Genomic DNA, 23345 nt, shown 5'->3' on the forward strand with positions numbered 1-23345 from the left:
TATCTTGTCACTAAGGAACCAAATGCGAGCAGTCAACTATTCACATGCCAGAAACAATCTCAAATCGCTTATAGATGATGTCGATCAGAACTTTGAAGAGTATCTGATCACCACCAAAAACAATACCAAAGCGATGCTCATCTCTGTCGATGAGTACAATGCCATGAAAGAGACGCTCTATCTGCTCTCTACCCCCGCAAACAGGGAACGGCTGCTGGAATCGATTCAGCAGATTGAAGCGGGCAGGTTTAGTGAAAAAGAGTTGATTGAAGAATGATTGTCGCCTTTTCGGATATAGCCTGGGATGACTATCTCTACTGGCAACAGACCAATAAAAAGGTGCTCAAACGCATCAATACGCTCATCAAAGATATCAAGCGCAATCCTAATAGTGCGGAGGGTATCGGAAAACCGGAGATGCTCAGAGGAAATCTGAGCGGTTATTTTTCCAGACGAATCACTGATGAACATCGGCTTGTCTATAAGATAGACGGTGACTACATGATTATCGCGCAGTGTAGATTTCACTATGTTTGACCCCTCCCTCATCACCGGCACGCTCGTACACTACTATGTCACCTGCCGCCGGGAGGCGTGGCTCTACAGCCGTCGTATTCACGCCGATCAGTGGGATGAAAATATCATGATGGGAAAGGCGCTGGCGGAGATCAAGGAGGAGCAGCTTTCGCAGTTTCCCTTCTCCAATCTGAAGTTTGACCGCATCGGCAAGCAGCGCGGACACTATCTCGTCACCGAGTACAAAAAGACGATGAAAAACCCCGAAGGGGCGAAGATGCAGCTGCTTTTTTATATGTGGCAGTTGAAAACCTCTTTGAAACTCAAAGAGATCAACGGCAAGGTGATCAGCGGTAAAAAGGTGCTCTTTGTGGAGGGGAGTGCGGAAAATATCGCGAAGATGGAGGCGTTGATCGCGGAGATTTCGGCATTTCTGGAGCGACCGGAGGCGCCGCCGTTTCATGAGATACCCTTCTGCAAAAAGTGCGGATACAGGGACTACTGTCTGTAGGAGCTGCGATGTATGTGATACTCTTTTACGATATAGCCGACCGGAGCCTCAAAGAGCGGGACAACAGCCGCCGCATACGCAAAGCGGTGGAGAAATACCTCAGCCGTGTGCAGTTCTCTGTTTTTGAAGGGGAGATACGCGAAAGTGACCTCAAAAAGCTCAAGGCGTACCTGCGCAAGCACGTCCACAAAGAGCTCGACTCGATCGTCATCTACGAATCGACAAAAGTGAGTTACACGGATCGGATCGTCATCGGCATAGACAAAAACGAGACACTTTTCAGCTAAGGAAGAGGATGCAAAAGACAGACAGAACACACTTTTTGATGAACAACGGCAGGCTCAGGCGTCAGGACAACAACCTCTACTTCGACCGTTACGATGAAGAGGATGAGGTGACCGGAACGAAGATACTCCCTGTCAATGCGGTCGACGAGATCTACATCCTCGGCAAAGTCGACATCGACAGCTATACGATGGCGTTTATCGCGGACAACAATATACTGCTGCACTTTTTCAGTCCCTACCAGAGCTTTCGCGGCAACTTTTTCCCCAACACCTCCAACTCCGTCAACAAAAGCGGCTTCGTGCTGCTGCAACAGCTTCGGGCGTTTGACGACGCGAAACATCGCCTCTACATCGCCCGGCAGATCACCAGGGGACAGATGCTAAACGGCGCGGCAAACTGCAAACGCTACGGGGTGGATTTCGCACTTGGTGAGCATCTCGCAGCGCTGGAGCGGGCAGGGGATATCGCACAGGTGATGGCAGCGGAAGGGGCATTCAAGAAAAACTACTATCAGTCGTGGAATAGCATCATCAAAAACCAGCGCAGTTTCAAGTTCACCGCACGCAGCAAACGCCCGCCCACCGACAAACTCAACAGCTTTATCTCCTACATCAACACCCGCATCTACAACGTCACCCTCAGCGAAATCTACAAAACCGAACTCGATCCGCGCATCGGCTTTCTGCACGAACCCAACTATCGCAGCCTCAGCCTGCATCTGGACATCGCCGAGATCTTCAAACCCGTCATAGGAGACAACCTGATCTTTACGATGCTCAACAAAAACGAGATCACCGCCAAAGACTTCAAAACAGACAGCGGACGCATCCGATTCACTAACGACGCGATCAAAAAGATCGAGATGAAGATGATCAGTAAACTCACAGAGCAAATCACCATCGGCAAACAGCAACTCACCTGGCGCCAGATGATCCGCCGCGAAGTTAACCAACTCAAGAAAACTATCTGCGAATACAGTGACTACGAACCGTTTGTACTATCGTGATAAAGCATTTTCTAAGTTTTACAAAAAGCCGAAATATCGGCGTTTGTGCAAGTGAAAGAGAGGGTGTTAAGCTGTTTGAGAGGCGTAAAAAAAAGAGCATATTTTGCTAAAAACACCTAAAATTGGGGATTTTTTTGCTATCATGAAGCAGTCCCTATGGGATTTGAAATTGTCGCCCCGCTTGAGATTGACAAAAGTCTCTGGAATCATGAAGCAGTCCCTATGGGATTTGAAATCGCCGCCCCACGTCGCTAGGGCGATAACCCAGGCAATCATGAAGCAGTCCCTATGGGATTTGAAATCAGTCTTGGGGTGGTAGAGGTCGCAACTATCCCAATCATGAAGCAGTCCCTATGGGATTTGAAATCTTCGTGAGGGAATCCGCTCTGCTCGTGTGCTATGAATCATGAAGCAGTCCCTATGGGATTTGAAATGCTCTCTTTGAAACGGTCTCCACAAATTCCTTCGATCATGAAGCAGTCCCTATGGGATTTGAAATGTCTCATGCTGCCACCTTTTTCTTTTTCTGGATCATCATCATGAAGCAGTCCCTATGGGATTTGAAATCACAGAAGAGAAGCTGAAGAGGATCAACCCGCTCATCATGAAGCAGTCCCTATGGGATTTGAAATTTGAAGCGGTCCGCCTCGATGAGTTGGAGAGTAAACATCATGAAGCAGTCCCTATGGGATTTGAAATCCGTCAGCGGTTTTGGAGATCTTCCCGTCAGATGTCAATCATGAAGCAGTCCCTATGGGATTTGAAATACGTCGGCCATTGCGCTCTCGAAATCCATCGCTGATCATGAAGCAGTCCCTATGGGATTTGAAATTCAAGATATGTGGTTTTCAAAACGAAAGCATCCGGATATCATGAAGCAGTCCCTATGGGATTTGAAATGGTTTTTTCAAATGCTCATGTCCGATAGCTCCAGCCATCATGAAGCAGTCCCTATGGGATTTGAAATCAGTCTTTTTTGATAGCTCAGAATCTTCTGCTATTATCATGAAGCAGTCCCTATGGGATTTGAAATTCGGGTACCCACAGATCAAGCACGCCCTGGTCAATCATGAAGCAGTCCCTATGGGATTTGAAATCCTGATGGAAAAGGAGGCGATCGCTTCCAGCCGGGATCATGAAGCAGTCCCTATGGGATTTGAAATCGGACCCACGAGCAGGAGATCGCGACGATGGGCGCGATCATGAAGCAGTCCCTATGGGATTTGAAATATTTGGGCCTTCTTCCCCTCGTCGATACCCCCAATATCATGAAGCAGTCCCTATGGGATTTGAAATTCCGTCACCCTTGGCGACGTTCCCGGCACACTTTGATCATGAAGCAGTCCCTATGGGATTTGAAATGATGATGCAGCGCAGGACTTTGCCCACGATCTGAAATCATGAAGCAGTCCCTATGGGATTTGAAATGCCTCGCCAATGTCGCTGGACTCGATATCAACAATGATCATGAAGCAGTCCCTATGGGATTTGAAATTTTTGAAGAGCCAAAAGAAGGGGAATATATCGTGAATCATGAAGCAGTCCCTATGGGATTTGAAATCCCAGATCGAGCTTGCAAAAAAGATGGGTGTCAGATCATGAAGCAGTCCCTATGGGATTTGAAATTCAAAGTGAAGGTGTGCCTGTGAGCTTGATCGAAATCATGAAGCAGTCCCTATGGGATTTGAAATCGCTAAAAGCTTTTCGATGAGCTCCTCATGCTGCTTATCATGAAGCAGTCCCTATGGGATTTGAAATCAAAAGAGGCCAGCTCTCCCAGACGTTTGCCCACGATCATGAAGCAGTCCCTATGGGATTTGAAATGGTTGATAGTACGCCCATGCACGGCAAATTCATACCATCATGAAGCAGTCCCTATGGGATTTGAAATCCGGTCATTTTCCAGAATATTCAAAATCCCAATGAAATCTTGAAGCAGTCCCTATGGGATTTGAAATTGTGCTGCGTGCACTGTTTGAGGGGAATGCGGTGGAATCATGAAGCAGTCCCTATGGGATTTGAAATGCCCACACTCTGATCTCTCTGCCATCCTCCTGCCTGATCATGAAGCAGTCCCTATGAGATTTGAAATATCCAGATGAAAGGGGCGTTGTATAGCTCCAGGCATCACGAAGCAGTCCCTATGGGATTTGAAATATGACAAACAGATAGATCCCATACCTGCGGGCCAGCATCATGAAGCAGTCCCTATGGGATTTGAAATCCACTCCCTGGTAAAGCTCCTTTACCACCCTGGTTATCATGAAGCAGTCCCTATGGGATTTGAAATGCATTACTTACGTCACTATTCAAGGAAGCAGTATGATCATGAAGCAGTCCCTATGGGATTTGAAATCCGAAGCGATGGCAGAAGCGCGCCTTCTACGAAGGGGATCATGAAGCAGTCCCTATGGGATTTGAAATCTCAAAGGATGAGTCAAAGGTATACGATGAACAGCATCATGAAGCAGTCCCTATGGGATTTGAAATCCTCAATTTCTCTTACAATTTCATCGTAAGGGCGAATCATGAAGCAGTCCCTATGGGATTTGAAATACGCCGCTTGCCGTTCTTTTTCGATCTGCTCCGGAAATCATGAAGCAGTCCCTATGGGATTTGAAATTTTTATTGTGCCAAAAGAAAGGCTCTACTGCTGAAATCATGAAGCAGTCCCTATGGGATTTGAAATTGGGAATGTTTTCGTGGACGTCTCCTCCTCGCGGGTATCATGAAGCAGTCCCTATGGGATTTGAAATTAGCGCATTTCGGCACTACGCGAGTCGATGAGATATCATGAAGCAGTCCCTATGGGATTTGAAATTCAATTATTTTGTTGACAAGTCCTATTGTAATTTCATCATGAAGCAGTCCCTATGGGATTTGAAATCCGTGTCTATGCCCTTGGGGAGTGGGGCACACTCAAATCATAAAGCAGTCCCTATGGGATTTGAAATTCTTGACATTCTACAAAAGTAGACGAAGATGTTGTATCATGAAGCAGTCCCTATGGGATTTGAAATTCCGTTGATAGCTTCATCTCACCTTTGGCCGGTGGCATCATGAAGCAGTCCCTATGGGATTTGAAATTATCGTTGTCGTCTTCATCATATACAGCATATGAGAATCATGAAGCAGTCCCTATGGGATTTGAAATACACTCCTTTTCTCCCAGGTTGACCTACTAGCCAAGATCATGAAGCAGTCCCTATGGGATTTGAAATAAGTCGTAGGTATGCCACACCGTATCCCCGACTTTGGATCATGAAGCAGTCCCTATGGGATTTGAAATAATTCCCCTACGGCATCTTCTGAATACCAAGATATATCATGAAGCAGTCCCTATGGGATTTGAAATGCTTTCCAAACTCTTGGAAGTTTCGCATTTCCAAAGCCATCATGAAGCAGTCCCTATGGGATTTGAAATATGGTTCCTGCCGCTGGAACATTATTGGACGCTGCAAATCATGAAGCAGTCCCTATGGGATTTGAAATATTGCATCGAGTGTCTCGATCTCCTTTGGAACATCGAATCATGAAGCAGTCCCTATGGGATTTGAAATTTTGGTGCTCTATGGCGGGGCAGGTTCCGGCAAGAATCATGAAGCAGTCCCTATGGGATTTGAAATATGTCTATAATAGCCTGGGCGTATTCGCTGATCCCCCATCATGAAGCAGTCCCTATGGGATTTGAAATTTGACGGTGCTTTCATTGTATTATGAAAAAGTCGAATCATGAAGCAGTCCCTATGGAATTTGAAATTATCCAAATCCGAGAGGCGATATCAAGCCTGATATCATGAAGCAGTCCCTATGGGATTTGAAATATTTCTACCTGTTCTATCTGTTTGCATGTGAACAAATATCATGAAGCAGTCCCTATGGGATTTGAAATGAATAGGCGCGGACCTTGCATTTGCAGTTGTAGCCATCATGAAGCAGTCCCTATGGGATTTGAAATCTTGCCCCCACACAATCAGGGCAGAGGACAAGACTGATTATGAAGCAGTCCCTATGGGATTTGAAATATATCGAGCCAGTAATTTTCAGGTTCGATAATGGGGATTATGAAGCAGTCCCTATGGGATTTGAAACGCCCGTGGCCTGCCCCAAGACGAGTGAGGATTGAAACATATGTGCGATGGCAAAGTGTCTGGCGGGGCTGAGTCACACCCGTTCCGGATTGAGGCACAACACCTTTATTTTGATAAGAGCTCTATTTATCTACTCCCCCGTTTGCGTTACAATAACTCAAAGTAGCAAAGAAAAAGGAGAGGACAATGAAACTACGCTGGAAAGCGACACTGGGATTTGGAGGGGGAATGGCGGTCGGGATCCTTCTCGGCGTGCTTCTGACGATGGGGATGACTTCCCTCTCTGGGGTCCAGGGCTCCAATCCGCGGATCGGGGTGATGAATCTGCTGGGGATGGGCGTGGGGGCCTTTGTCGGTGGGGCGATTGGCGGGGCTTCGCTGGGACGGGGGCTCCGGCCGATGATCGGCTATGGGATCGCCTTTGTGCCGATGGCGGCGCTTTCGGCGTTCTCTTTGCTGATGTTTCTGTAGGGGGTGCGGGATGCCGATGATGCTGGAGGATCTCTTTTTTACCTTCGTGATCGTCCTGGGGATCGTCTATGCCCTGGCGGGAATGATAGGAGGGTTTTCTCTCGGTGAGGGGAGTGCCGGTGTCCGGGCCTCGGTCTTCTCTTTCGGGCTGGGGGCGGCGGCTGCCGGGATCCTGCTGACGACTGTGATGCTGACCGTTCCCCGCCTCGTACCCGAGGCGGCATTGCTCTATCCTGTCCTGGCGGCGGGAATGGGTGGTTATCTGCTGGGGCGCCATCTGGAGAGAAGCGAAAAGGAAGAAGAGTGAAGAGGGTCGGTCAACTATTCGGCTTCTCCTCTTCCGTTCAAGGTCTCTAAAAGCTAAAGGAGTTCAAAAGCTTCCGAAGCAAAAACCGTCTATCACGGTCGTCCGGGCGGCTCGCAGTGATCACGGCGATGCGCTTCCCCGAGGCGATCACCGCCGTGTTGACAGCATAGGCCTGTGGAGAGCGGGGAGTCCTGATGAACAGGGCAGGAAGCCCTCCGGGGCCGATCTGTTGACGGGAGAGCTCTACTCGGTCCCTCAGAAGATAAGCAAGATGCCGGCGGGCCCAGGCTTCCGGAGAGAGTGCTGCGGGATTATCATACAGGTCGATACGGGCCAACTCCTCCTGTCCTGCCGTATAGATCCGGATCGTATGGCGTATCTTGTCCGCAGGAAGCTGTATGGAGAAATGCTGCAAATCGATGCGATATCGTCCTTCGGGAAGGGTGAAGGAGCAGCCGCAGACCGGATCGGAGAAGCGCACCTGACCTCTGATCTCTTTTGTATCTGCTCTTCGTCGCATATTCGATTATAGCAACATTTAAAATATATTTAAAATTATAAATTTATTTCAAGGTAAGGGGATGTTATACTTGAAGACATTATGTATAAGGAGTTCCCAATGCGTCGTTTATGGATCTTGGCTTTTTTTCTCTTTTCCCTACAGCTATGGGCCGGGGCACCTCGGGCTATGATCATATTCGATGCCTCGGGCAGCATGTGGGGCCAGGTGGACGGTGAGCGCAAGATCGACATCGCGCGCCGAGCGATGCGGGATCTGCTCAGGGACTGGAATCCGCAGATCCCTCTGGGACTGACCGTATATGGTCACCGACGTAAAGGAGACTGCAACGATATCGAGACGCCTATCCCCGTCGGCCCCCTTGACCGTCAGCGTATGATACGAGCTGTCGAAGGGATCCGGCCCAAAGGAAAAACCCCCATCGCCCGAGCCCTGAAGAGGGTAGCCGCTCAATTCAGAGGAAGTGAGGACCCGGCGACGATCATTCTCATAAGCGACGGAAAAGAGAGCTGCGATGCCGACCCCTGTGCCACGGCCAGGGAACTCCGAAAATCAGGGATCCGTTTCGTCGCCCATGTGATCGGTTTTCACGTGGACAGGACGACGGACCGGCAGTTGGCCTGCATCGCCCGGGCCACGGGAGGCTCCTACTTCTCCGCCCGCAATGCGGCGGCTTTGAACCGTGCTATAACCCAGGTGGCCAAAAAGATCACCCGGGTCACAAAGATCGAGGCCCGACCGAAAAAGGCGGCCAAACTCCCGGCCAGTGTGACGCTGACCGCTCTGGGAGAATCCGACCGACGAGGTACCGTCAAGACCGTCGGCATCACCGGAGTCCACTGGTGGGTCTGGCAGGACGGCAAAGCGGTCTACGCCGACAACGACCCGATGAACCACCAGCCCGAGATCTCGCTACACAGCGGTGAAGCACGGGTCAGAATGCTCTATCCCGACAGCTCCGAACCCCAGACCCTGGAGCGCAATGTCACGCTGCAGGGCGGAAAGAACCGGATCGTTTTCTATCTCAAGGACGGGGGAGTGACGATCGAGGCGCTCGATCATGGAGCGCGGAGCAAAAGCTCCGTCCACCTCTACCCGATCATCAAGGGAAAGGTGGACGAAAGCAAAGAGGCCGACTGGTGCATCACATCACCCCGGAAGGGATGCAGCTACCACCTCCCCATAGGCCGCTATTATCTCAAAGGAACCTGCAAGGGTCAAAAGCTCGAAGGAGAGATCACGGTCAGGGAAAACGAGGAACAAACCGTCCGACTCGACTGCAACGCCGGGAAATAGGAGCCTACGCTATAATCTACCCTATGATTGCTCCGCCCAGATACTATGAAATCGGAAACAACGCACAGCCCTATAGCTGCAGAAGAGCAGGGGAATAGCTTTGGGGCTCTCCTCCCTCTTTGCCAGGCGTTCCATCACCTCCATCTACCTGATCGGCCTCTCCATTCTCTTCGTTATCGTGCTTTTGGCAACGGCCATTGATCTCTATGTCGAATACCTCAATTTCGGCAAAGAGGTCGCTCAGCTTCGTCGAGGCTATATCAAAGAGCAGAAAGAGCAGATTCTCTTCGATACATCACGGGTCCTGCGCTTCATTTCCAAAACCTACGAAAAGAACCGGGGAAAAGTGGATGAGAGGGAACTCCGATCCCAGATCATCAATGCTATAGAACAACTCTATGGGCGCAGGGACGGGACGGGGTATATCTTCATCTACGATTTCAACGGTACCTGCCTCAGCGACCCGGTGCGGCGGCAAATCGTCGGGCGCAATCTCTACCGTTTTCGGGATTCCGGCGGTGTGCAGGTCATCAAAAAGCTCATTGACGTTTCCCGACAACCAAAAGGGGGCTACGTCCGCTATACCTGGGTCAAACCCACCACCGGGACCGATAGCCCAAAAATCTCCTACGCGCGATCCTTCGAGCCCTGGGGTTGGATGGTGGGGACCGGTGTCTATCTCGACGAGGTGGAGCGGGTCATCGCCGCCAAGCGGGAGGCATTGCGGGAGAAGACCTTTCGCACCCTCTTCAGAGTGCTGGTGCTGATGGCCGTGCTGGCACTGATCGGGTTCCTTGGGGTTATGTTGCTCAATCGCATCATCCGCGGAGAGATCCGGCGGCTCCAGCGCCACTTCGATCTGGCGGCCAAGCGGCATATCCTCATCGACGGAGAGCGGGTGCGGCTGAGGGAATTCCGACCTATGGTCCACTCCATCAATTCTATGGTCAGTGAAATCCACCGACGTAAGCGGAAGCTCCAGGAGATCAACCTCTCTCTGGAGAAACGGGTCAACGAAAAGACCGCCGACCTGCGGGAACGTAACAAGCAACTGGCACAGGAGAAGGAGGCTAAAGAGGCCCTGATCCGCTCCCAGGACAGTTTCATCCGTCAGTCGATCCACGAGATCAACACCCCCCTGGCCGTGATTATGACCCATATCGATATTTTCAAGATGAAGGAGGGGGCGAATCGCTACCTGGCCAAGATCGAAGCCGCCGCCAAGATGATCACGACCATCTTCGACGACCTGAGCTACCGGGTCAAAAAGGATCGATTCGACTATAAGCGACAACGCCTGAACTTTCAGTGAGTTCCTCCAAGAGCGGATACGCTTTTTCGACGAGATGGCGGCCGGGAATCGACTCGAAATCCTCTCCCGGATCGAATCGGATTTGAAGATCTGTTTCAATGAGATCGAGCTTCAGCGCATCATCGACAACAATCTCAGCAATGCCATCAAATACGCCAAAAGTTCCAGCGAGATCCTGATCTCCCTCTCCCGGTTAGGGGAGTCACTCCTCCTGGAATTCGTCACCGAGTCCCGAAATCCCATCGAAGATACCCGAAAGATCTTTGAAGCCTACCACCGGGAGGACGAGGAGGCGGAGGGGTTCGGCCTGGGCCTGGTGATCGTCAGCGAAATCTGCAAACGCCACGGGGTGAAAGTGGAGGTGAGTTCCAACGAAGAACGGACCCTTTTTCGCTATCGTTTCAATAACCGGAAGGAGGATGGGTGTGAAGATCGGACTGCTTGAGGATGAGCTGATGCTCCGGGAAGCGATCCGGGAGTATCTCGAAGCGACGGGATACCGGGTGGATGTCTACGAGGACGGGCTCGAAGCCTACGAGGCAATGCGCCAAAAGCGCTACGACCTCTATATCCTCGACATCAATACACCGGGAATCGACGGCCTCAGCCTACTCGAGCGCCTGCAGCGGGAGAAGATCTTCGTCCCGACGATCTTCATCAGCGCCATCACCCAGATCGAGCAGATCAGCCGAGCCTACGAGCTGGGATGCTATGACTACCTCAAAAAACCCTTTCATCTCAAAGAACTGACTCTCCACATCGAACGTCTCCTCAAAATAGCGGATCTGCGGGCCTGCTCACTGCTGCGCATCACTTCGATGTACAGTTATGATCTGGAGCGGCGACGTCTGATCTTCGATGGGGAGGATCAGCCCCTGACCCAGCGTCAGACTCAGATCGTGGACCTCCTGGCATCCAATCTGGGGCATATCATCGGCTTCGATACCCTGCGCCACAGGGTTTGGGACGATTCAGAGGTGGACAACGCCACAATACGTGCCGAGATGCACCGGGTCCGCAAAGCCCTCAAAGAGGAGATCATCGAGAGCGTCAAAGGGGTGGGGTATCGGATGGTCAAAAATTAACTGATACGATTCTTCACACTTTCCAATTTTTTCGTCAACTTTCCATTCCGAATGGTGTGATGCTATGTTCCTGCTATATCGATTCCCTACTATGAATACATCCTGAGCATCAAGCTATGGAGAAATCAAACCTCAAAAAAGGAGTCTAGATGGAACAAGTCAAATTGGGAAATCCCGCCGCGGTCGGTTTAGCCGGATTTGCGATGACGACATTTCTGCTGCAGTGTCACAATCTCGGATGGATCGGGGTCGGTCCCGTGCTTTGGTTGGGACTTTTTTATGGGGGACTGGCGCAGTTCATTGCCGGTTTTTTGGAATTTAAAGTGGGAAACAACTTCGGGTTCAGCGCCTTTGTCTCCTATGGGGCATTCTGGATGGCTTTGGCCCTTTTCCTGATCTTTGGGACGAGCCCTGAAACGGTCAAAGCTTATCCCCTCCTAAAGTTGACGACCCCTGAAGTGGCCTATTTCCTTTTGGCTTGGACGATCTACACCGGTATTATGTTTATCGGTTCTATGAAGGTCAACGGTACACTCGCCTTCGTTTTCCTCACGCTTTTTCTCGGATTTCTGGGATTGACGATCAAAGATATGACCGGCAATCACCTTTTTGGAACCTTGGCTGCCTGGGATTTGATGGTCTGTGCCGCTGCCGCCTGGTATCTGATGGCCCACGTCATTTTTGAAGGCGTCGGTATTCATTTGCCGGTTGGAAAAGCCTGGCTGTAATATAATAAATCGACCAAGCTCGAAAAAATCATAAAAAAGGAGATCATTGATGAAAGAGATTTATTATCCCAGTCGGGAGTTGAGCCGTCAGGCCCGAATCAAAAATATGTGTGAATACAACGACCTGATGGAGTGGGCCAAGGAGGACTACGAAGGGTTCTGGGACCACTGGGCCAAAGAGAAGCTTGAGTGGATCGAGCCCTACGGGAAGGTGCTCGACGAAAGCAACGCCCCCTTTTATAAATGGTTCGTCGGCGGCAAGCTCAATATCACCGAGCAGTGCATCGACCGCCACATCGACAAGCGCAAGAACAAAGCCGCCATCATCTTCGAAGGGGACCGGGGCGACAAACAGATCATTACCTATCTGGAGCTCTACCGCAACGTCAACCGCTTTGCCAACCTCCTGCGCAATGAGTTCGGTGTGAAAAAGGGCGACCGAGTCGTGCTGTATATGCCGATGATCCCCGAAGCCGCCTACGCGATGCTTGCGTGTGCGCGGATCGGGGCGATCCACTCGGTGGTCTTCGGCGGATTCAGCGCCGAGGCCCTTCGCGACCGGATCATCGACGCCCAGGCCAAGGTGGTCATCACCGCCGACGGTGCCTACCGCAAAGGGGCACCCTATATGCTCAAGCCTACCGTCGATACCGCCCTGGAGGAGGGGTGCGACTCTGTCGAGAAGGTCCTGGTGGTCCAGCGCAACAACGAAGATGTCGTCTGGATCGGCGGCCGGGACTACAGCTACAACGAACTGATCGAGAATCAGCCCGATGTCTGCGAACCCGAGGTAATGGACAGCGAAGATCCGCTCTTCCTGCTCTATACCTCCGGCTCTACCGGCAAACCCAAGGGGGTCCAGCACTCCCAGGCGGGCTATATCCTCTGGGCCCAAATGACGATGGAGTGGGTTTTCGACGTCAAGGAGAACGACACTTTCTGGTGTACCGCCGATATCGGATGGATCACCGGGCACACCTACATCGTCTACGGTCCTCTGGCCGCGGGAGCGACGACGGTGATGTTCGAGGGGGTCCCCACCTATCCCGACGCGGGCCGGGCTTGGAAGATGGTGGAAGAGTACAAAATCAACCAGTTCTACACCGCTCCCACTGCCATCCGCGTCCTGCATAAGCTGGGAGAACACGAGCCCGAGAAATACGATCTGAGCAGCCTGCGTATCCTGGGAACCGTGGGGGAACCCATCGACCCGCCGGCATGGAAATGGTACTACGACGTCGTCGGAGGAGGGCGCTGCTCCATCGTCGATACCTGGTGGCAGACCGAAACCGGCGGCCATATGATCAGCCCGCTGCCCGGTGCCACTCCGGTCAAACCCGCCTGTGCCACTTTCCCGCTGCCGGGGATTATGGCCGAGGTCTTGGAGCGTGACGGCACTCCCGTCGCTACAGGCGAACAGGGGCTGCTGTGCATCACCAAGCCCTGGCCCAGTATGATCCGAACTATCTGGGGCGATCCCGAGCGCTTCAAAAAATCCTACTTTGGAGATGTGGTCAAGGATGGCAAAGCGGTCTATTTCTCCGGCGACGGCGCCGTGGTGGATGAAGATGGATATATCACCATCATCGGCCGGGTCGATGACGTCATCAACGTCTCGGGCCACCGCCTGGGAACCGCCGAGATCGAATCGGCCATCAAAAAACACCCCCACGTCGCCGAAGTGGCCGTCGTAGGCAAGCCCGATCCCATCAAAGGAGAGAGTATCTTCGCCTACATCGTGCTCAAGGACGACGTAGCCGACAGCCTGGGCGAAGAGGTGGAATTGAGCAAAGAGATCAACGACGTCATCGCCCGGGAGATCGGCAACATCGCCAAAGCCGACGCCATCGTGGTGGTCCCCGGCCTGCCCAAGACCCGCTCAGGCAAGACTATGCGTCGGATCCTTCGCGCCATCGCCAAAGGCGAACCCATCACCCAGGATATCTCCACCCTCGAAGACCCCTCCATCGTCGAAAAGATCGAAGAGGCGGTCCGCTGCGCCGGCTGCTGAGCCGCGCTACCTGCTTCTCCTTTTAGCATTGCACACTGATTTATCCATGATTTTTCATTACACACACGTACCGATCGCTCTGTTATAATAGTTCCAAATGCCAAGGAGCGAACCGATGGTTACACTTATGCGCCGTGCGGACGGAGGGAGAGCTCGTGGAGTATCGGGAGGTCCGACTCTCGGTAGCACTGCAGGAATCGGCAAAGAAGGTACGCTTCTGGCAGGGGGACGCCTGCAACCTCAAACCGGTCTATAGCGGTTATAATCTCGTCACCGCCTTCAATCTGATCGATCGGCTTTACGACCCGGAGAAGTTTCTACGCGAGATCAGCTCACGGATTGATCCGGGAGGTTTACTGGTCCTCAGCTCCCCTTATACCTGGACCGAAGAGCATACCCCCAAAGAGAAGTGGCTGGGAGGTTATCGCAGAGACGGGGAGCCGGTCAGCACCCTGTAGAGAATAGGTGAGATCCTCACCCCTGACTTCCGCATGCTCCATACCGAGAGGTTCCATTCGTCCTTCGTGAAACCGCCCGGAAACACCAACACACTGTCGCCGAGCTGAGTGTCTGGGAGAAAATCAGGGGGTGATAGTTCTTGGGGACTTTTGACCTTTTTCATCCGGAACACTTGGAATTTTGTCATTTACGACAGACTATACACACGAAACTCAAGTTAATTACAGTATACTGAATAAATTTGCCTGCAAAGAGATGACGAGACCTTCCGAACAAAGCAAGAGAGGACAAGATAATGGGATCGGTTCGCAATCTCATCGAAGAGGATGAGATACAGAGCATTCTGAAATGGATCAGCTTGAAAAACAGAAACTTCCTGGAAACGATGCTCCAAAAGCTTATAAGCAGAACACCCGACCAGGATGATATTGAAAAATATGGCAAAGAACTCTACAAGCGCCTCATCAGTTTTAGCCGATTGCCCCGCCTGTTGGAGACGCTTGGAAACCGGCTTCCCCCCAAGCAGAGGGAGCAGCTCCGCCAATGTTCGGACCGTCTCGCCAAAGGATATCTGGATGCCCGAATGCCCCATGAGATGGACTCGCTCCGTCGAAAGGTCCACAGTGATTCCCATTGGCTTTCGACGGAAGATCTCGAAGTCATCGAGGAGCTTTTTCATTGGATAGACTCCCTGCTGCAGAATCTACAGGGCAAGGGTGAGGTGCCCGGTATCGCGGAGCGGATGCAGGAGTTTGCGGCCTTTGTAGATCATCGCGGCAGCGGATACTTCGCCGATAGAGATATCCGGGAGGATTTTCTTCGGACCAACCGGGAGCTCTACCAGACCGCTATGGAGACGGTGGCACTCTTTGCCCGGGGAGAATACTACTATGGGGCACTCATCTATATCGAGATGATCGCGCTCTTCCTCAAAATGGCTACGCTTCTGAATGGCATGTTTCTCCAGGAAGAGCTCATGTCGGTCTACCTCGATCCGGTGACACTTTTGCCCAACCGTTTCCGTCTTCTCAAGGATATCGAAGATTTTCACGATGCCTATATTTTGATCCTCAACGTCAACGCTTTTTCCAAACTCAACCTTCTCTACGGCTACGATTACGGTGATGATGTGCTACGCCGGATCGCGCAGACGCTCCGAAACTCGATCGCCCAAAAAAGCTACCGTATCTACGGAGATGAATTTGCGGCGATCGTCGGGAACGAACAGGAAATCCGGGAGATTTTCCGCATGCTCAACCGCTCCGTCTCTGTTCTCAGAGACGAAAAGCTCTTCGATATCTATTTCTACGGTGCCTACCGGGAGTTGGAGGATCGTGCGCTCGAGATCTGTGAATTCGCCCTGCAGAGAAACCGCGGACGAGAACTGATCGATTCGAAGGAAATCGAGAAGATGATCGAGACGCTCCAAAGTGAACTGGCGCTGCTTCAAGAGTTCAAGGAGGCTCTTGATCAGGACCGGGTCGTCCCTTGGTATCAGCCCATCTATTCCACCGCAGAAGAGCGGATCGTGGCCTACGAAGCACTGATGCGTATCGAGCGTGATGGGATTCCCCCGCTGGAGCCGGGGGAGTTTCTCACCCAACTGATCGACTCTCCCTACTACTCCAAATACACCCAAACGATACTGCGCAAAAGTTTTGAACGTTTCCGTGATGCGGAAAATTTCGAGTTCAGTGTCAATTTTCTTCCCAGGGATTTCCGCGATGAGGCGGTATCACATTATCTGGATAAGCTGGTTCGAAAGTATCCTGCCACTGCCTCCCGGATGACCATCGAAATCGTCGAGAGCGAGGCGCTAAGCGACTTCGAAGAGATTAACCGTTTCATCCGGAATTTTCAACCCAGGGGTATTCGCTTTGCACTGGATGATTTCGGCAGCGGTTATTCCAATTTTATCCAGTGCGTACGTCTGGAGATCGATATGGTGAAGATCGACGGCTCGATCGTCAAGCACTCCTTGAAAGAACAGAAAATGGGAAGGCTCCTTCACTCGGTACTGGAGTTTTCCGACAGTTTCGGCATAAAGACCGCTGCGGAATATGTCAGTAGCAAAGCGCTCTTTGAATCGCTGAAGAGGCGTGTGGATAGAATGCAGGGAAGCTATATCGGTATGCCGTCGCCCCAGCTACGCTCCGGAACGGCAGGCGAGGGTCATGGGTTGTCAATCAGACGGTAGCCCATTCCGTACTCAGTCTTGAGGAAGTTCTTACCGCCCTGGGCAGCGATTTTTTTGCGGATATTCTTGATGTGGTTGTCCAATGAGCGGTTGGAGCTCACTGTCGAGAGAATCGAGAGCAGGCGGTCTCGTGTAACGGTACGGTTTTTGTTTTGCAACAGAAGCTGAAGGATTTTGAATTCGGTCCAGGTCAACCCGAGGGGTTTGCCATAGAGGAGAATGTCGCTGGTATCGATCCGGAAAGCTTCTTCTTCGAAATCCGAGGGGATTTTGGAGTTTTTGCCCAGCTGGACCCAAATACGGGCTTCAAGCTCTTCCAGGTCGATAGGCTTGACCATATAATCGGTCGCTCCGTAACGGAACGCCATGATTTTGGATCGAGTGTCTCCATAGGCGCTCAAGATAATTGTGGGGAGCGAGAGCTCTCCTTTGATGCTTTTGAGAAGTTCCATTCCACTATAGTCGGGAAGGTTGACGTCGAGTAATAAAATATCATAGGGATTCTGCTTGAGATGGGAGAGGGCATCAGTGACGGAAAAGACCGTATCCACGTCGAATCCACTATCCCGAAGGAAGGTCGATAAAAACTCCGATGTTTCCACATCGTCTTCTACTAACAAAATTTTTACTTTGCTTTCTTCATTCATACATGTACCTTTATTCATTTTGTTTTACAGGTTCTACAGATTCTATCCAGATTTTGCTTAGAATTGTATTGTATCATCATAATTGTATGAAGTTTAATATTGAAACAAGGATAAAAATAATTTTTTTGTTAATAAAACAATATCATGATAATTGGTCAAAAATAAAAGAACGGTGGGACTCCGAATGAAACAATTCTTTAAAATCCTGATCGTCACACTCCTGACTTGCTCTTCCTGGAGCTATGCTGCATCGCCTTCTACTTCCAAAGTCGGGGAAACCCTCGAACCGGTTACCCTTCAGTTGAACTGGTTATACAGTTTTGAATTGGCAGGATTCATCGCAGCTAAGGAGAAAGGGTTCTACCGCGATGCCGGACTCGATGTTACTTTCCGTAAATTCAAAACGGGAATGGATGTCGTCAACGAGGTACTCAAGGGAAAAGCTGACTATGGACTCTACAGTTCGAAACTACTCGACTGCTTTCTCCAAGGGCAACCGGTCAAACTCGTCGCCAGTTTTTTCAAAACGCCTTCCATCTTTATCGTTGCCAAACCGGGAATCAAACAGCCGGAGGACCTCAAAGGCAAGACAATTATGGTCCCTTTTTCCCGGCATGACTTCGAGCTCAATTTTGGGGATATGTTCCGGAAACGGGATGTGAATATCTCCAGTATCAAACTTTCAACTTCCCCCTACTCACTGGATGCCTTTATTCAGGGAAAGGTGGACGCAATCGTTCTTTTCCTCCCAAGCCAGCTCTATCGCCTCGGGACTCTGAACACGCCTTATACGATTATCAATCCCGGAGATTATAGTGATTTAACACTCCAACAGGAGCTGTTTACGACCCAAAAGATTGCCCAAAATTATCCCGAACGGACGCTGGCCTTTCGTAACGCTTCCATCAAAGGCTGGGAATATGCTCTTAAACATCCTTACGAGATCATCGATATCATTCGGAAAAAGTATGCACCGCATAAAACCTTAGAAGAGCTAAGTTACGAATACCGTATCGTTAAACGTCTGATCCAGGCAGATCTCTATCCTATCGGCTCGATCGATACTCACCTTCTGCTGCTGAAAATCAAAAGGGATCTCAAACTTAAGAGGGATATTCAAGCCAAAAGACATCTGAATAAATATCTCTTCGGCGGAGGGGTTGAAATGTCCCCTTTGATCCTGACCAAAACCGAACGGGACTATCTCAAAACTCATCCTGTCATCAAGGCCCACAATGAGAGCAACTGGCCGCCCTTCAACTTTAATGAAAACGGACAGGCGAAGGGTTTTTCCATTGATTATATGAATCTGATCGCCGAGAAGATCGGGGTCAAGGTCAAATACGTCAGCGGCTATACCTGGTATGAGTTCCTCCAAATGATCAATAGCGACAAACTCGATGTTATCGACAATATCGCCATCACGAAGGATAGGAAAAAGTTCGTCCGCTTTACGCACCCCTATATCGATCTTCGTCATGCCATCTATACCCAAGTGAATAATCAGGTCTATTTCTCCCTCAAGGATCTAGCCGGCAAAAAGGTCGCATTGGTCCAAGGTTTTTTTATCCAGCAATACCTGGCCAAACACTATCCCAGGATCAAGCAGGTTCTCGTCCCCGACCAGCTGAGCGCTCTAAAACTGCTTTCACTAGGGCGAGTGGATGCCGTGATTGGCAAGCAGGTTGTTGTGGATTATCTGATGCGCCAATATCTCATCTCCAATATCATTGCCACCAGTTATGTTCAGGATCCCGGTACGATCAGCCATGTCGCACTCGGTGTAAGTAAAAAGGATAAGATTCTTGCCCGAATTCTTAGCAAGGCTCAGAAAACAGTCACCAGAAAAGAACTCGATCAACTCAAGCACAAATGGTTCGGAATCAACCCATTACTTGATAGCAAGGAGCTGTTGAGTGCCGATGAGGAGCGCTACCTCTCCAGTCATCGGGATCTTTCCGTCTGTGTTCTCAAGGAGAGAGCTCCTATCGAATTTTTCGACCGGGACAAAGCTCAGGGAATAGCCGTAGAAGTTATTGACACATTGACGCGACGACTTCATCTCAACCTTCATTATCTACCTGCTGAAGACAGGCCTCAGGAGCTCGCGATGCTCCGCGAACGCCGCTGTGACATTATCGCGGCAGCGAGCCGCGGACCCCAAAATGCCAAACTCCTCTATTTCACCAAACCCTACCTCGAATACGATGAAGTCCTCGTTGCTCATCACAATGGGAAACCCAATAGCGGTGAGCTCAGTCTCGGGGGGAAACATCTCGCAGGTTGGAAGGGTGATCCAGCTCTCCGGCAACTTAAAAAGGCACATCCAAAGATGACAATTCTCGAATTCTCCTCGCCCAAAGAGATCCTGGAAGCTGTCCGAGACGGCAGCGTCGATTATGCTCTGATGGCGCGGCCTGTTTTCAATTATCAAAAGAGACTTTTGAAATTAGACGATCTCGAAATCGCAGGGGTTGCCCCGGTCAAAGCCTCTCTGACGATCGGAGTGCGGAAGGATGAGCTCACCCTCTACAATATTTTCAACAAGATCGTTAACGTGATGCCCAAAGAGACCTACTATGCCATCAGTGACAAATGGACCTCAAAGCGTATTCTCAAAGAGGTTGATTGGCGTACGATCGCCCTGATCGTCGGCGTAGCACTTCTCATCATACTGATCATTCTTTTCGCCTATTGGCGGCAACGCAAACTCTCCCGCAAGATCAAAGAGCTCAACGATACACTGGAGGAACGCATCGAAGAGGCTCTGCAAAAGAACAGGGAGCAGGAACTCTTTATGCTCCAACAAGACCGTTTGGCGAAAATGGGGGAAATGATCGCAATGATCGCCCATCAGTGGCGCCAACCCCTAAATAACCTCTCCTTATTGATCCAACTCCTGGTCTCCAAATACAAAAAAGGGAAACTCGACAGAGAATCCATAGACTATTTCCAAAACAATGCCCTCAAACAAATCAATCAAATGTCTACAACCATCGATGATTTCCGAAATTTCTACAAAATAGAAAAGGAACCGGAGATTTTCTGTGTCAATGAAAGCATCGAGCATTTAATCAATTTGACCAGGATGAGTTTTTCCGCCAAGAATATCAATATTGTTTTTGATGCGAAAAACGATTATTATTACAAGGGACACCCCAATGAACTGGCTCACGCCATCCTCAACATAATGAACAATGCCAAGGATGCCTTTTCCGATCGTGACGGTTCGATTGAGCACAAAGAGATTCGCCTCAGCCTCAGCCATATTGAAGAGGATATTGTGCTAGAAATTTGCGACAATGCCGGAGGAATCCCCGAAGGGATCATCGACAAGATCTTCGATCCCTACTTCTCCACCAAACAGGACAAAAACGGCACCGGGCTAGGACTCTATATGACCCGGGTGATGATCGTCGAGCACATGGGTTCCACTATCTCTGTACGAAATACCACTCAGGGGGCCTGCTTTACCATTACGCTGAAAGGGGAGTGGCACCATGTTGCTTTCTGATGCAAAAGTGCTCCTCATAGAAGATCACCCGGAGGCTTTGGCACTTTTAACCGAATTGTTGGAAGGATACTTCAGAGAGATCTGTCCGGTATCCAGCGCAGAAGAGGGGCTCGACATTTACCGGGAGTCGGCTCCCGATCTGCTCATAAGTGACATCTCTTTGCCGGGTCTCGATGGCGTCGGATTGGCAGAAAGGATCAGAGCCGAAGATGAAAAAATCCCGATCTTCTGGCTCTCGGCCCACAACGATACCCGGCTTCATCACGAAGCGGCACGATTGAAGATCGATGGGGTCTTTGCCAAACCGTTGATTGATCTGGTGGGGTTTTTGGGGTCGTTGGAACATGCAGCAAAAGGTTTGCCGGTTCCTGGTATAGAGGAGTGAAAAAAGGCCCTTAGGCCAGTTCCGTCGCTTTGGTGACGTTGTATTTGAGGCCGATCTGTTCCGGGCTGCATCCCAGGGCCAGGGCGACCATCTGGGGCATGTGCAGAACAGGAATTTCAATATCCCGGCCCAGCTGCTTGCCGGCACTCTCCTGCTTGAGGTCCATATTGAGCTGACAAAGGGGGCAGGGGGTCACGACCACATCCGCACCGTTGTCGATGGCATCGCTCAGAGCGGTACCGGTGAGGGCATTGCTGGTTTCGGGAGCCTGCAGATCCACGTGGAAACCGCAGCACTTGTTCTTGCTCTCGTAGTCGACCGGCTTGCCTTCTAGCGCTTCGATGAGGCGGTCGAGTGAAGTGGGGACGTAAGGGTTTTCGTGGCTGTACTTGCTCATCAAAGGTTCTTCGTGGTGCAGAGCCTCTCCGCCGCCTTCACCGACATCGAACTCTCCTTTGGGGGGGAGGGTCTGGCTGTTGTGTTTGTAATGGATATGACTGGGCCGGATATTGTGGCAGCCGTAAAAAGGAGCGATGTTGAAGTGGCTCAGGGGTTTGACCACCTTTTCGCGGATATTCTCCAGGCCGTAGTCATCGATCAGGGCATAGAGGAAGTGGCGCACGCTGCTGGTGCCTTTGTACTCCAGGCCGACCTCCGCCAACTTCTCATTGACTTTTGCCCGCATTTCGGGATCGTGGTCCAGACGTTCTTTGGTCATCACGCTATTGAGTTGGCACGTGTTGCAGATCGTGACCATCGGCAGGCCCAGTTTCTCAGCATAGCAGATGTTACGAGCGTTGAGGACCAGAGAGAGGAATTCATCGAAATCCTGCAGGTGGCTCGCACCGCAGCAGCTGGCTTCGTCCAGCAGTACCAGTTCGATACCGAGCTTCTCGGCGACGGCCAGGGTGGAGGAGAGCAGCTCCGGGGTCGATTCCCGGGCAGTACATCCGGTATAGAGTGCGTATTTGAGTTTGCTCATGTCGCTTCCTTCTTAGAGTTCGTGTGTTTTGGAAATTTCGATCAGCTTCTGGATCTCTTCGAGATTCTTGCTGCGTGGCATCTTTTTCTTCTGGAAGTCGAAGGGGTGCACCTTGCCCGCCTTGATCATTTTGAAGGCTTCGCTCAGGTGCTTGACCACACCGAGTCCTTCGGAATAGAGCACGATATCCTGCTCGTCCAGGTAGCCGAATTTTTTGATGGAGCGCACGAAACCTTCGGCATGCTTGGTCGCGACGTTGCGCTCGGCCACGTGGTGTTCGAACTGCAGGTTATGGAGTTTGGTGATCTTCTCGATGGGGTTGACATCTTTGGGGCACGCCTCGGCACACTCGAAGCATTTGACACAATCCCAAACTCCGCTGCCCAGCTCCGCCGTGGTCTCCAGGCGGTCGATGGTCGCTTCGTCCCTGGGATCAACGGTGAAGCGGTAGGCGGCGGCAAACGCGGCGGGCCCGAGGTAATCTTCGTTGACTTCGATGACAGGGCAGGCGTAGTGGCAGGCACCGCACTGGATGCAGTAGTCGGCATCGAGGAAATTCTCCACCTGCTCAGGGGTCATAATGGTTTCGCTCTCGGGATGGGGATCGACCTCGGCCTCCACATAGGGCTTGACCGCGGCATGCTTCTCCCAGAAGTCACCTTTGTCGATGATCATATCTTTGACGGCGCGCTTCTTGCTCTGGGGTTCGAAGACCAGTTCGTCGCCGAAAAGCTCCACGAGCTCCTGGGCGTTTTGCTTACACGAAAGTACCGGTTTGCCGTTGACTTTGATGCCGCAGGCACCGCAGATACCGTGACGGCAGCTGCGGCGATAACTGAAGCTACCGTCGTGCTCCCACTTGATGCGGTTGAGCAGATCGAGGATCAGCTCATCTTTGCCCACTTCCATCTCGTAGGTTTTGTAGTAGGGGAGGTAGTCGGTCTCGGCATTGAAACGGAAGGCCTTGACGGTCACTTTCCGGGTTGCGCCGCTGTTGTTCTTTTCGTTGCTCATCACCG

General features: G+C 51.0%; 21 protein-coding genes and 1 CRISPR repeat array. Of the genes, 17 read left to right on the forward strand and 4 right to left on the reverse strand.

Annotation, left to right across the window (positions count from 1 at the left end; genetic code table 11):
- Positions 1–22: 22 nt before the first annotated feature.
- The 7 genes from NITSA_RS05360 to NITSA_RS05390 all read left to right on the forward strand — a co-directional run bounded on the left by NITSA_RS05360 (position 23) and on the right by NITSA_RS05390 (position 7190).
- Positions 23–277: a type II toxin-antitoxin system Phd/YefM family antitoxin gene (locus tag NITSA_RS05360; protein ID WP_013554003.1), complete on the forward strand. Its 255-nt coding sequence runs from the start codon at positions 23–25 to the stop codon at positions 275–277.
- Positions 274–537 carry a Txe/YoeB family addiction module toxin gene (locus tag NITSA_RS05365; RefSeq protein WP_013554004.1) on the forward strand — a complete coding sequence of 88 codons (264 nt, stop codon included), beginning with the start codon at positions 274–276 and terminating at the stop codon, positions 535–537. Before NITSA_RS05360 ends, NITSA_RS05365 begins: the two co-directional genes overlap by 4 nt.
- Positions 530–1027 carry a Dna2/Cas4 domain-containing protein gene (locus tag NITSA_RS05370; RefSeq protein WP_013554005.1) on the forward strand — a complete coding sequence of 166 codons (498 nt, stop codon included), beginning with the start codon at positions 530–532 and terminating at the stop codon, positions 1025–1027. The genes NITSA_RS05365 and NITSA_RS05370 overlap by 8 nt, the downstream gene beginning before the upstream one ends.
- An 8-nt stretch (positions 1028–1035) precedes the next feature.
- The gene (gene cas2 / locus NITSA_RS05375) at positions 1036–1314 is read left to right on the forward strand and encodes a CRISPR-associated endonuclease Cas2 (RefSeq protein ID WP_013554006.1); all 279 of its coding nucleotides are present in this window, start codon (positions 1036–1038) and stop codon (positions 1312–1314) included.
- Positions 1315–1322: 8 nt separating this feature from the next.
- Positions 1323–2321, forward strand: coding sequence for a CRISPR-associated endonuclease Cas1 (gene cas1 / locus NITSA_RS05380; protein ID WP_013554007.1), 999 nt, complete (start codon positions 1323–1325; stop codon positions 2319–2321).
- A 139-nt stretch (positions 2322–2460) separates the two neighbouring features.
- A CRISPR array of direct repeats spans positions 2461–6413; the repeat unit is 31 nt; unit sequence ATCATGAAGCAGTCCCTATGGGATTTGAAAT.
- Positions 6414–6598: 185 nt separating this feature from the next.
- On the forward strand, positions 6599–6883 hold the full coding sequence (locus NITSA_RS05385; RefSeq protein WP_013554008.1) for a hypothetical protein: 285 nt from the start codon (positions 6599–6601) through the stop codon (positions 6881–6883).
- Positions 6884–6893: 10 nt separating this feature from the next.
- On the forward strand, positions 6894–7190 hold the full coding sequence (locus NITSA_RS05390; RefSeq protein ID WP_013554009.1) for a hypothetical protein: 297 nt from the start codon (positions 6894–6896) through the stop codon (positions 7188–7190).
- 46 nt (positions 7191–7236) lie between these two features.
- On the opposite strand, the gene NITSA_RS05395 is transcribed toward NITSA_RS05390, so the two are convergent.
- Complete coding sequence (locus NITSA_RS05395; protein ID WP_013554010.1) at positions 7237–7710, reverse strand: hypothetical protein; 474 nt, start codon at positions 7708–7710, stop codon at positions 7237–7239.
- A gap of 99 nt (positions 7711–7809) precedes the next feature.
- On the opposite strand from NITSA_RS05395, the gene NITSA_RS10850 reads away from it, so the two are divergent.
- The 8 genes from NITSA_RS10850 (at position 7810) to NITSA_RS05430 (ending at position 16798) form a co-directional block, all read left to right on the forward strand.
- Positions 7810–9006 (forward strand): vWA domain-containing protein, encoded by a 1197-nt coding sequence (locus tag NITSA_RS10850; RefSeq protein WP_013554011.1) that lies wholly within the window; start codon positions 7810–7812, stop codon positions 9004–9006.
- 100 nt (positions 9007–9106) lie between these two features.
- Complete coding sequence (locus NITSA_RS05405; RefSeq protein WP_052296603.1) at positions 9107–10318, forward strand: cache domain-containing protein; 1212 nt, start codon at positions 9107–9109, stop codon at positions 10316–10318.
- Positions 10319–10352: 34 nt separating this feature from the next.
- A complete protein-coding gene (locus tag NITSA_RS11620; RefSeq protein ID WP_052296604.1) occupies positions 10353–10763 on the forward strand; it encodes an ATP-binding protein in 411 nt (136 codons plus the stop codon).
- Positions 10738–11403 carry a response regulator transcription factor gene (locus tag NITSA_RS05410; protein ID WP_425357267.1) on the forward strand — a complete coding sequence of 222 codons (666 nt, stop codon included), beginning with the start codon at positions 10738–10740 and terminating at the stop codon, positions 11401–11403. The genes NITSA_RS11620 and NITSA_RS05410 overlap by 26 nt, the downstream gene beginning before the upstream one ends.
- Before the next feature lie 149 nt (positions 11404–11552).
- A complete protein-coding gene (locus NITSA_RS05415) occupies positions 11553–12131 on the forward strand; it encodes an acetate uptake transporter (RefSeq protein ID WP_013554013.1) in 579 nt (192 codons plus the stop codon).
- 49 nt (positions 12132–12180) lie between these two features.
- Positions 12181–14142, forward strand: coding sequence for an acetate--CoA ligase (acs, locus tag NITSA_RS05420; RefSeq protein ID WP_013554014.1), 1962 nt, complete (start codon positions 12181–12183; stop codon positions 14140–14142).
- A gap of 134 nt (positions 14143–14276) precedes the next feature.
- A complete protein-coding gene (locus NITSA_RS05425; protein ID WP_042203769.1) occupies positions 14277–14600 on the forward strand; it encodes a methyltransferase domain-containing protein in 324 nt (107 codons plus the stop codon).
- 296 nt (positions 14601–14896) lie between these two features.
- Entirely contained in the window at positions 14897–16798 is a 1902-nt protein-coding gene (locus NITSA_RS05430) for an EAL domain-containing protein (protein WP_013554015.1), read from the forward strand.
- Here the strand turns inward: NITSA_RS05430 and NITSA_RS05435 are convergent.
- Positions 16774–17445, reverse strand: a complete 672-nt coding sequence (locus NITSA_RS05435; RefSeq protein WP_013554016.1) for a response regulator transcription factor — start codon at positions 17443–17445, stop codon at positions 16774–16776. The genes NITSA_RS05430 and NITSA_RS05435 overlap by 25 nt on opposite strands.
- Positions 17446–17629: 184 nt before the next feature.
- Here NITSA_RS05435 and NITSA_RS05440 point away from each other — a divergent pair, with 184 nt between their 5' ends.
- A complete protein-coding gene (locus NITSA_RS05440; protein WP_013554017.1) occupies positions 17630–20959 on the forward strand; it encodes a transporter substrate-binding domain-containing protein in 3330 nt (1109 codons plus the stop codon).
- Positions 20946–21344, forward strand: coding sequence for a response regulator (locus NITSA_RS05445; RefSeq protein WP_013554018.1), 399 nt, complete (start codon positions 20946–20948; stop codon positions 21342–21344). The genes NITSA_RS05440 and NITSA_RS05445 overlap by 14 nt, the downstream gene beginning before the upstream one ends.
- Before the next feature lie 10 nt (positions 21345–21354).
- Here NITSA_RS05445 and NITSA_RS05450 read toward each other — a convergent pair whose 3' ends face one another.
- Together NITSA_RS05450 and NITSA_RS05455 are read right to left on the reverse strand one after the other, a co-directional pair.
- Entirely contained in the window at positions 21355–22326 is a 972-nt protein-coding gene (locus tag NITSA_RS05450) for a CoB--CoM heterodisulfide reductase iron-sulfur subunit B family protein (protein ID WP_013554019.1), read from the reverse strand.
- A 12-nt stretch (positions 22327–22338) separates the two neighbouring features.
- Positions 22339–23340 (reverse strand): succinate dehydrogenase/fumarate reductase iron-sulfur subunit, encoded by a 1002-nt coding sequence (locus tag NITSA_RS05455; protein ID WP_013554020.1) that lies wholly within the window; start codon positions 23338–23340, stop codon positions 22339–22341.
- Between the last annotated feature and the right edge of the window lie 5 nt (positions 23341–23345).

It is taken from the genome of Nitratifractor salsuginis DSM 16511 (assembly GCF_000186245.1).
GTDB lineage: Bacteria > Campylobacterota > Campylobacteria > Campylobacterales > Sulfurovaceae > Nitratifractor > Nitratifractor salsuginis.

Excerpts from the sequence above, each read along its gene's own strand:
- NITSA_RS05360 (WP_013554003.1), top strand. The coding sequence starts at position 23 with ATGCGAGCAGTCAACTATTCACATGCCAGAAACAATCTCAAATCGCTT.
- NITSA_RS05365 (WP_013554004.1), top strand. The coding sequence starts at position 274 with ATGATTGTCGCCTTTTCGGATATAGCCTGGGATGACTATCTCTACTGG.
- NITSA_RS05370 (WP_013554005.1), top strand. The coding sequence starts at position 530 with ATGTTTGACCCCTCCCTCATCACCGGCACGCTCGTACACTACTATGTC.
- cas2 (WP_013554006.1), top strand. The coding sequence starts at position 1,036 with ATGTATGTGATACTCTTTTACGATATAGCCGACCGGAGCCTCAAAGAG.
- cas1 (WP_013554007.1), top strand. The coding sequence starts at position 1,323 with ATGCAAAAGACAGACAGAACACACTTTTTGATGAACAACGGCAGGCTC.
- NITSA_RS05385 (WP_013554008.1), top strand. The coding sequence starts at position 6,599 with ATGAAACTACGCTGGAAAGCGACACTGGGATTTGGAGGGGGAATGGCG.
- NITSA_RS05390 (WP_013554009.1), top strand. The coding sequence starts at position 6,894 with ATGCCGATGATGCTGGAGGATCTCTTTTTTACCTTCGTGATCGTCCTG.
- NITSA_RS05395 (WP_013554010.1), bottom strand. The coding sequence starts at position 7,710 with ATGCGACGAAGAGCAGATACAAAAGAGATCAGAGGTCAGGTGCGCTTC.
- NITSA_RS10850 (WP_013554011.1), top strand. The coding sequence starts at position 7,810 with ATGCGTCGTTTATGGATCTTGGCTTTTTTTCTCTTTTCCCTACAGCTA.
- NITSA_RS11620 (WP_052296604.1), top strand. The coding sequence starts at position 10,353 with ATGGCGGCCGGGAATCGACTCGAAATCCTCTCCCGGATCGAATCGGAT.
- NITSA_RS05410 (WP_425357267.1), top strand. The coding sequence starts at position 10,738 with ATGGGTGTGAAGATCGGACTGCTTGAGGATGAGCTGATGCTCCGGGAA.
- NITSA_RS05415 (WP_013554013.1), top strand. The coding sequence starts at position 11,553 with ATGGAACAAGTCAAATTGGGAAATCCCGCCGCGGTCGGTTTAGCCGGA.
- acs (WP_013554014.1), top strand. The coding sequence starts at position 12,181 with ATGAAAGAGATTTATTATCCCAGTCGGGAGTTGAGCCGTCAGGCCCGA.
- NITSA_RS05430 (WP_013554015.1), top strand. The coding sequence starts at position 14,897 with ATGGGATCGGTTCGCAATCTCATCGAAGAGGATGAGATACAGAGCATT.
- NITSA_RS05435 (WP_013554016.1), bottom strand. The coding sequence starts at position 17,445 with ATGAATGAAGAAAGCAAAGTAAAAATTTTGTTAGTAGAAGACGATGTG.
- NITSA_RS05440 (WP_013554017.1), top strand. The coding sequence starts at position 17,630 with ATGAAACAATTCTTTAAAATCCTGATCGTCACACTCCTGACTTGCTCT.
- NITSA_RS05445 (WP_013554018.1), top strand. The coding sequence starts at position 20,946 with ATGTTGCTTTCTGATGCAAAAGTGCTCCTCATAGAAGATCACCCGGAG.
- NITSA_RS05450 (WP_013554019.1), bottom strand. The coding sequence starts at position 22,326 with ATGAGCAAACTCAAATACGCACTCTATACCGGATGTACTGCCCGGGAA.
- NITSA_RS05455 (WP_013554020.1), bottom strand. The coding sequence starts at position 23,340 with ATGAGCAACGAAAAGAACAACAGCGGCGCAACCCGGAAAGTGACCGTC.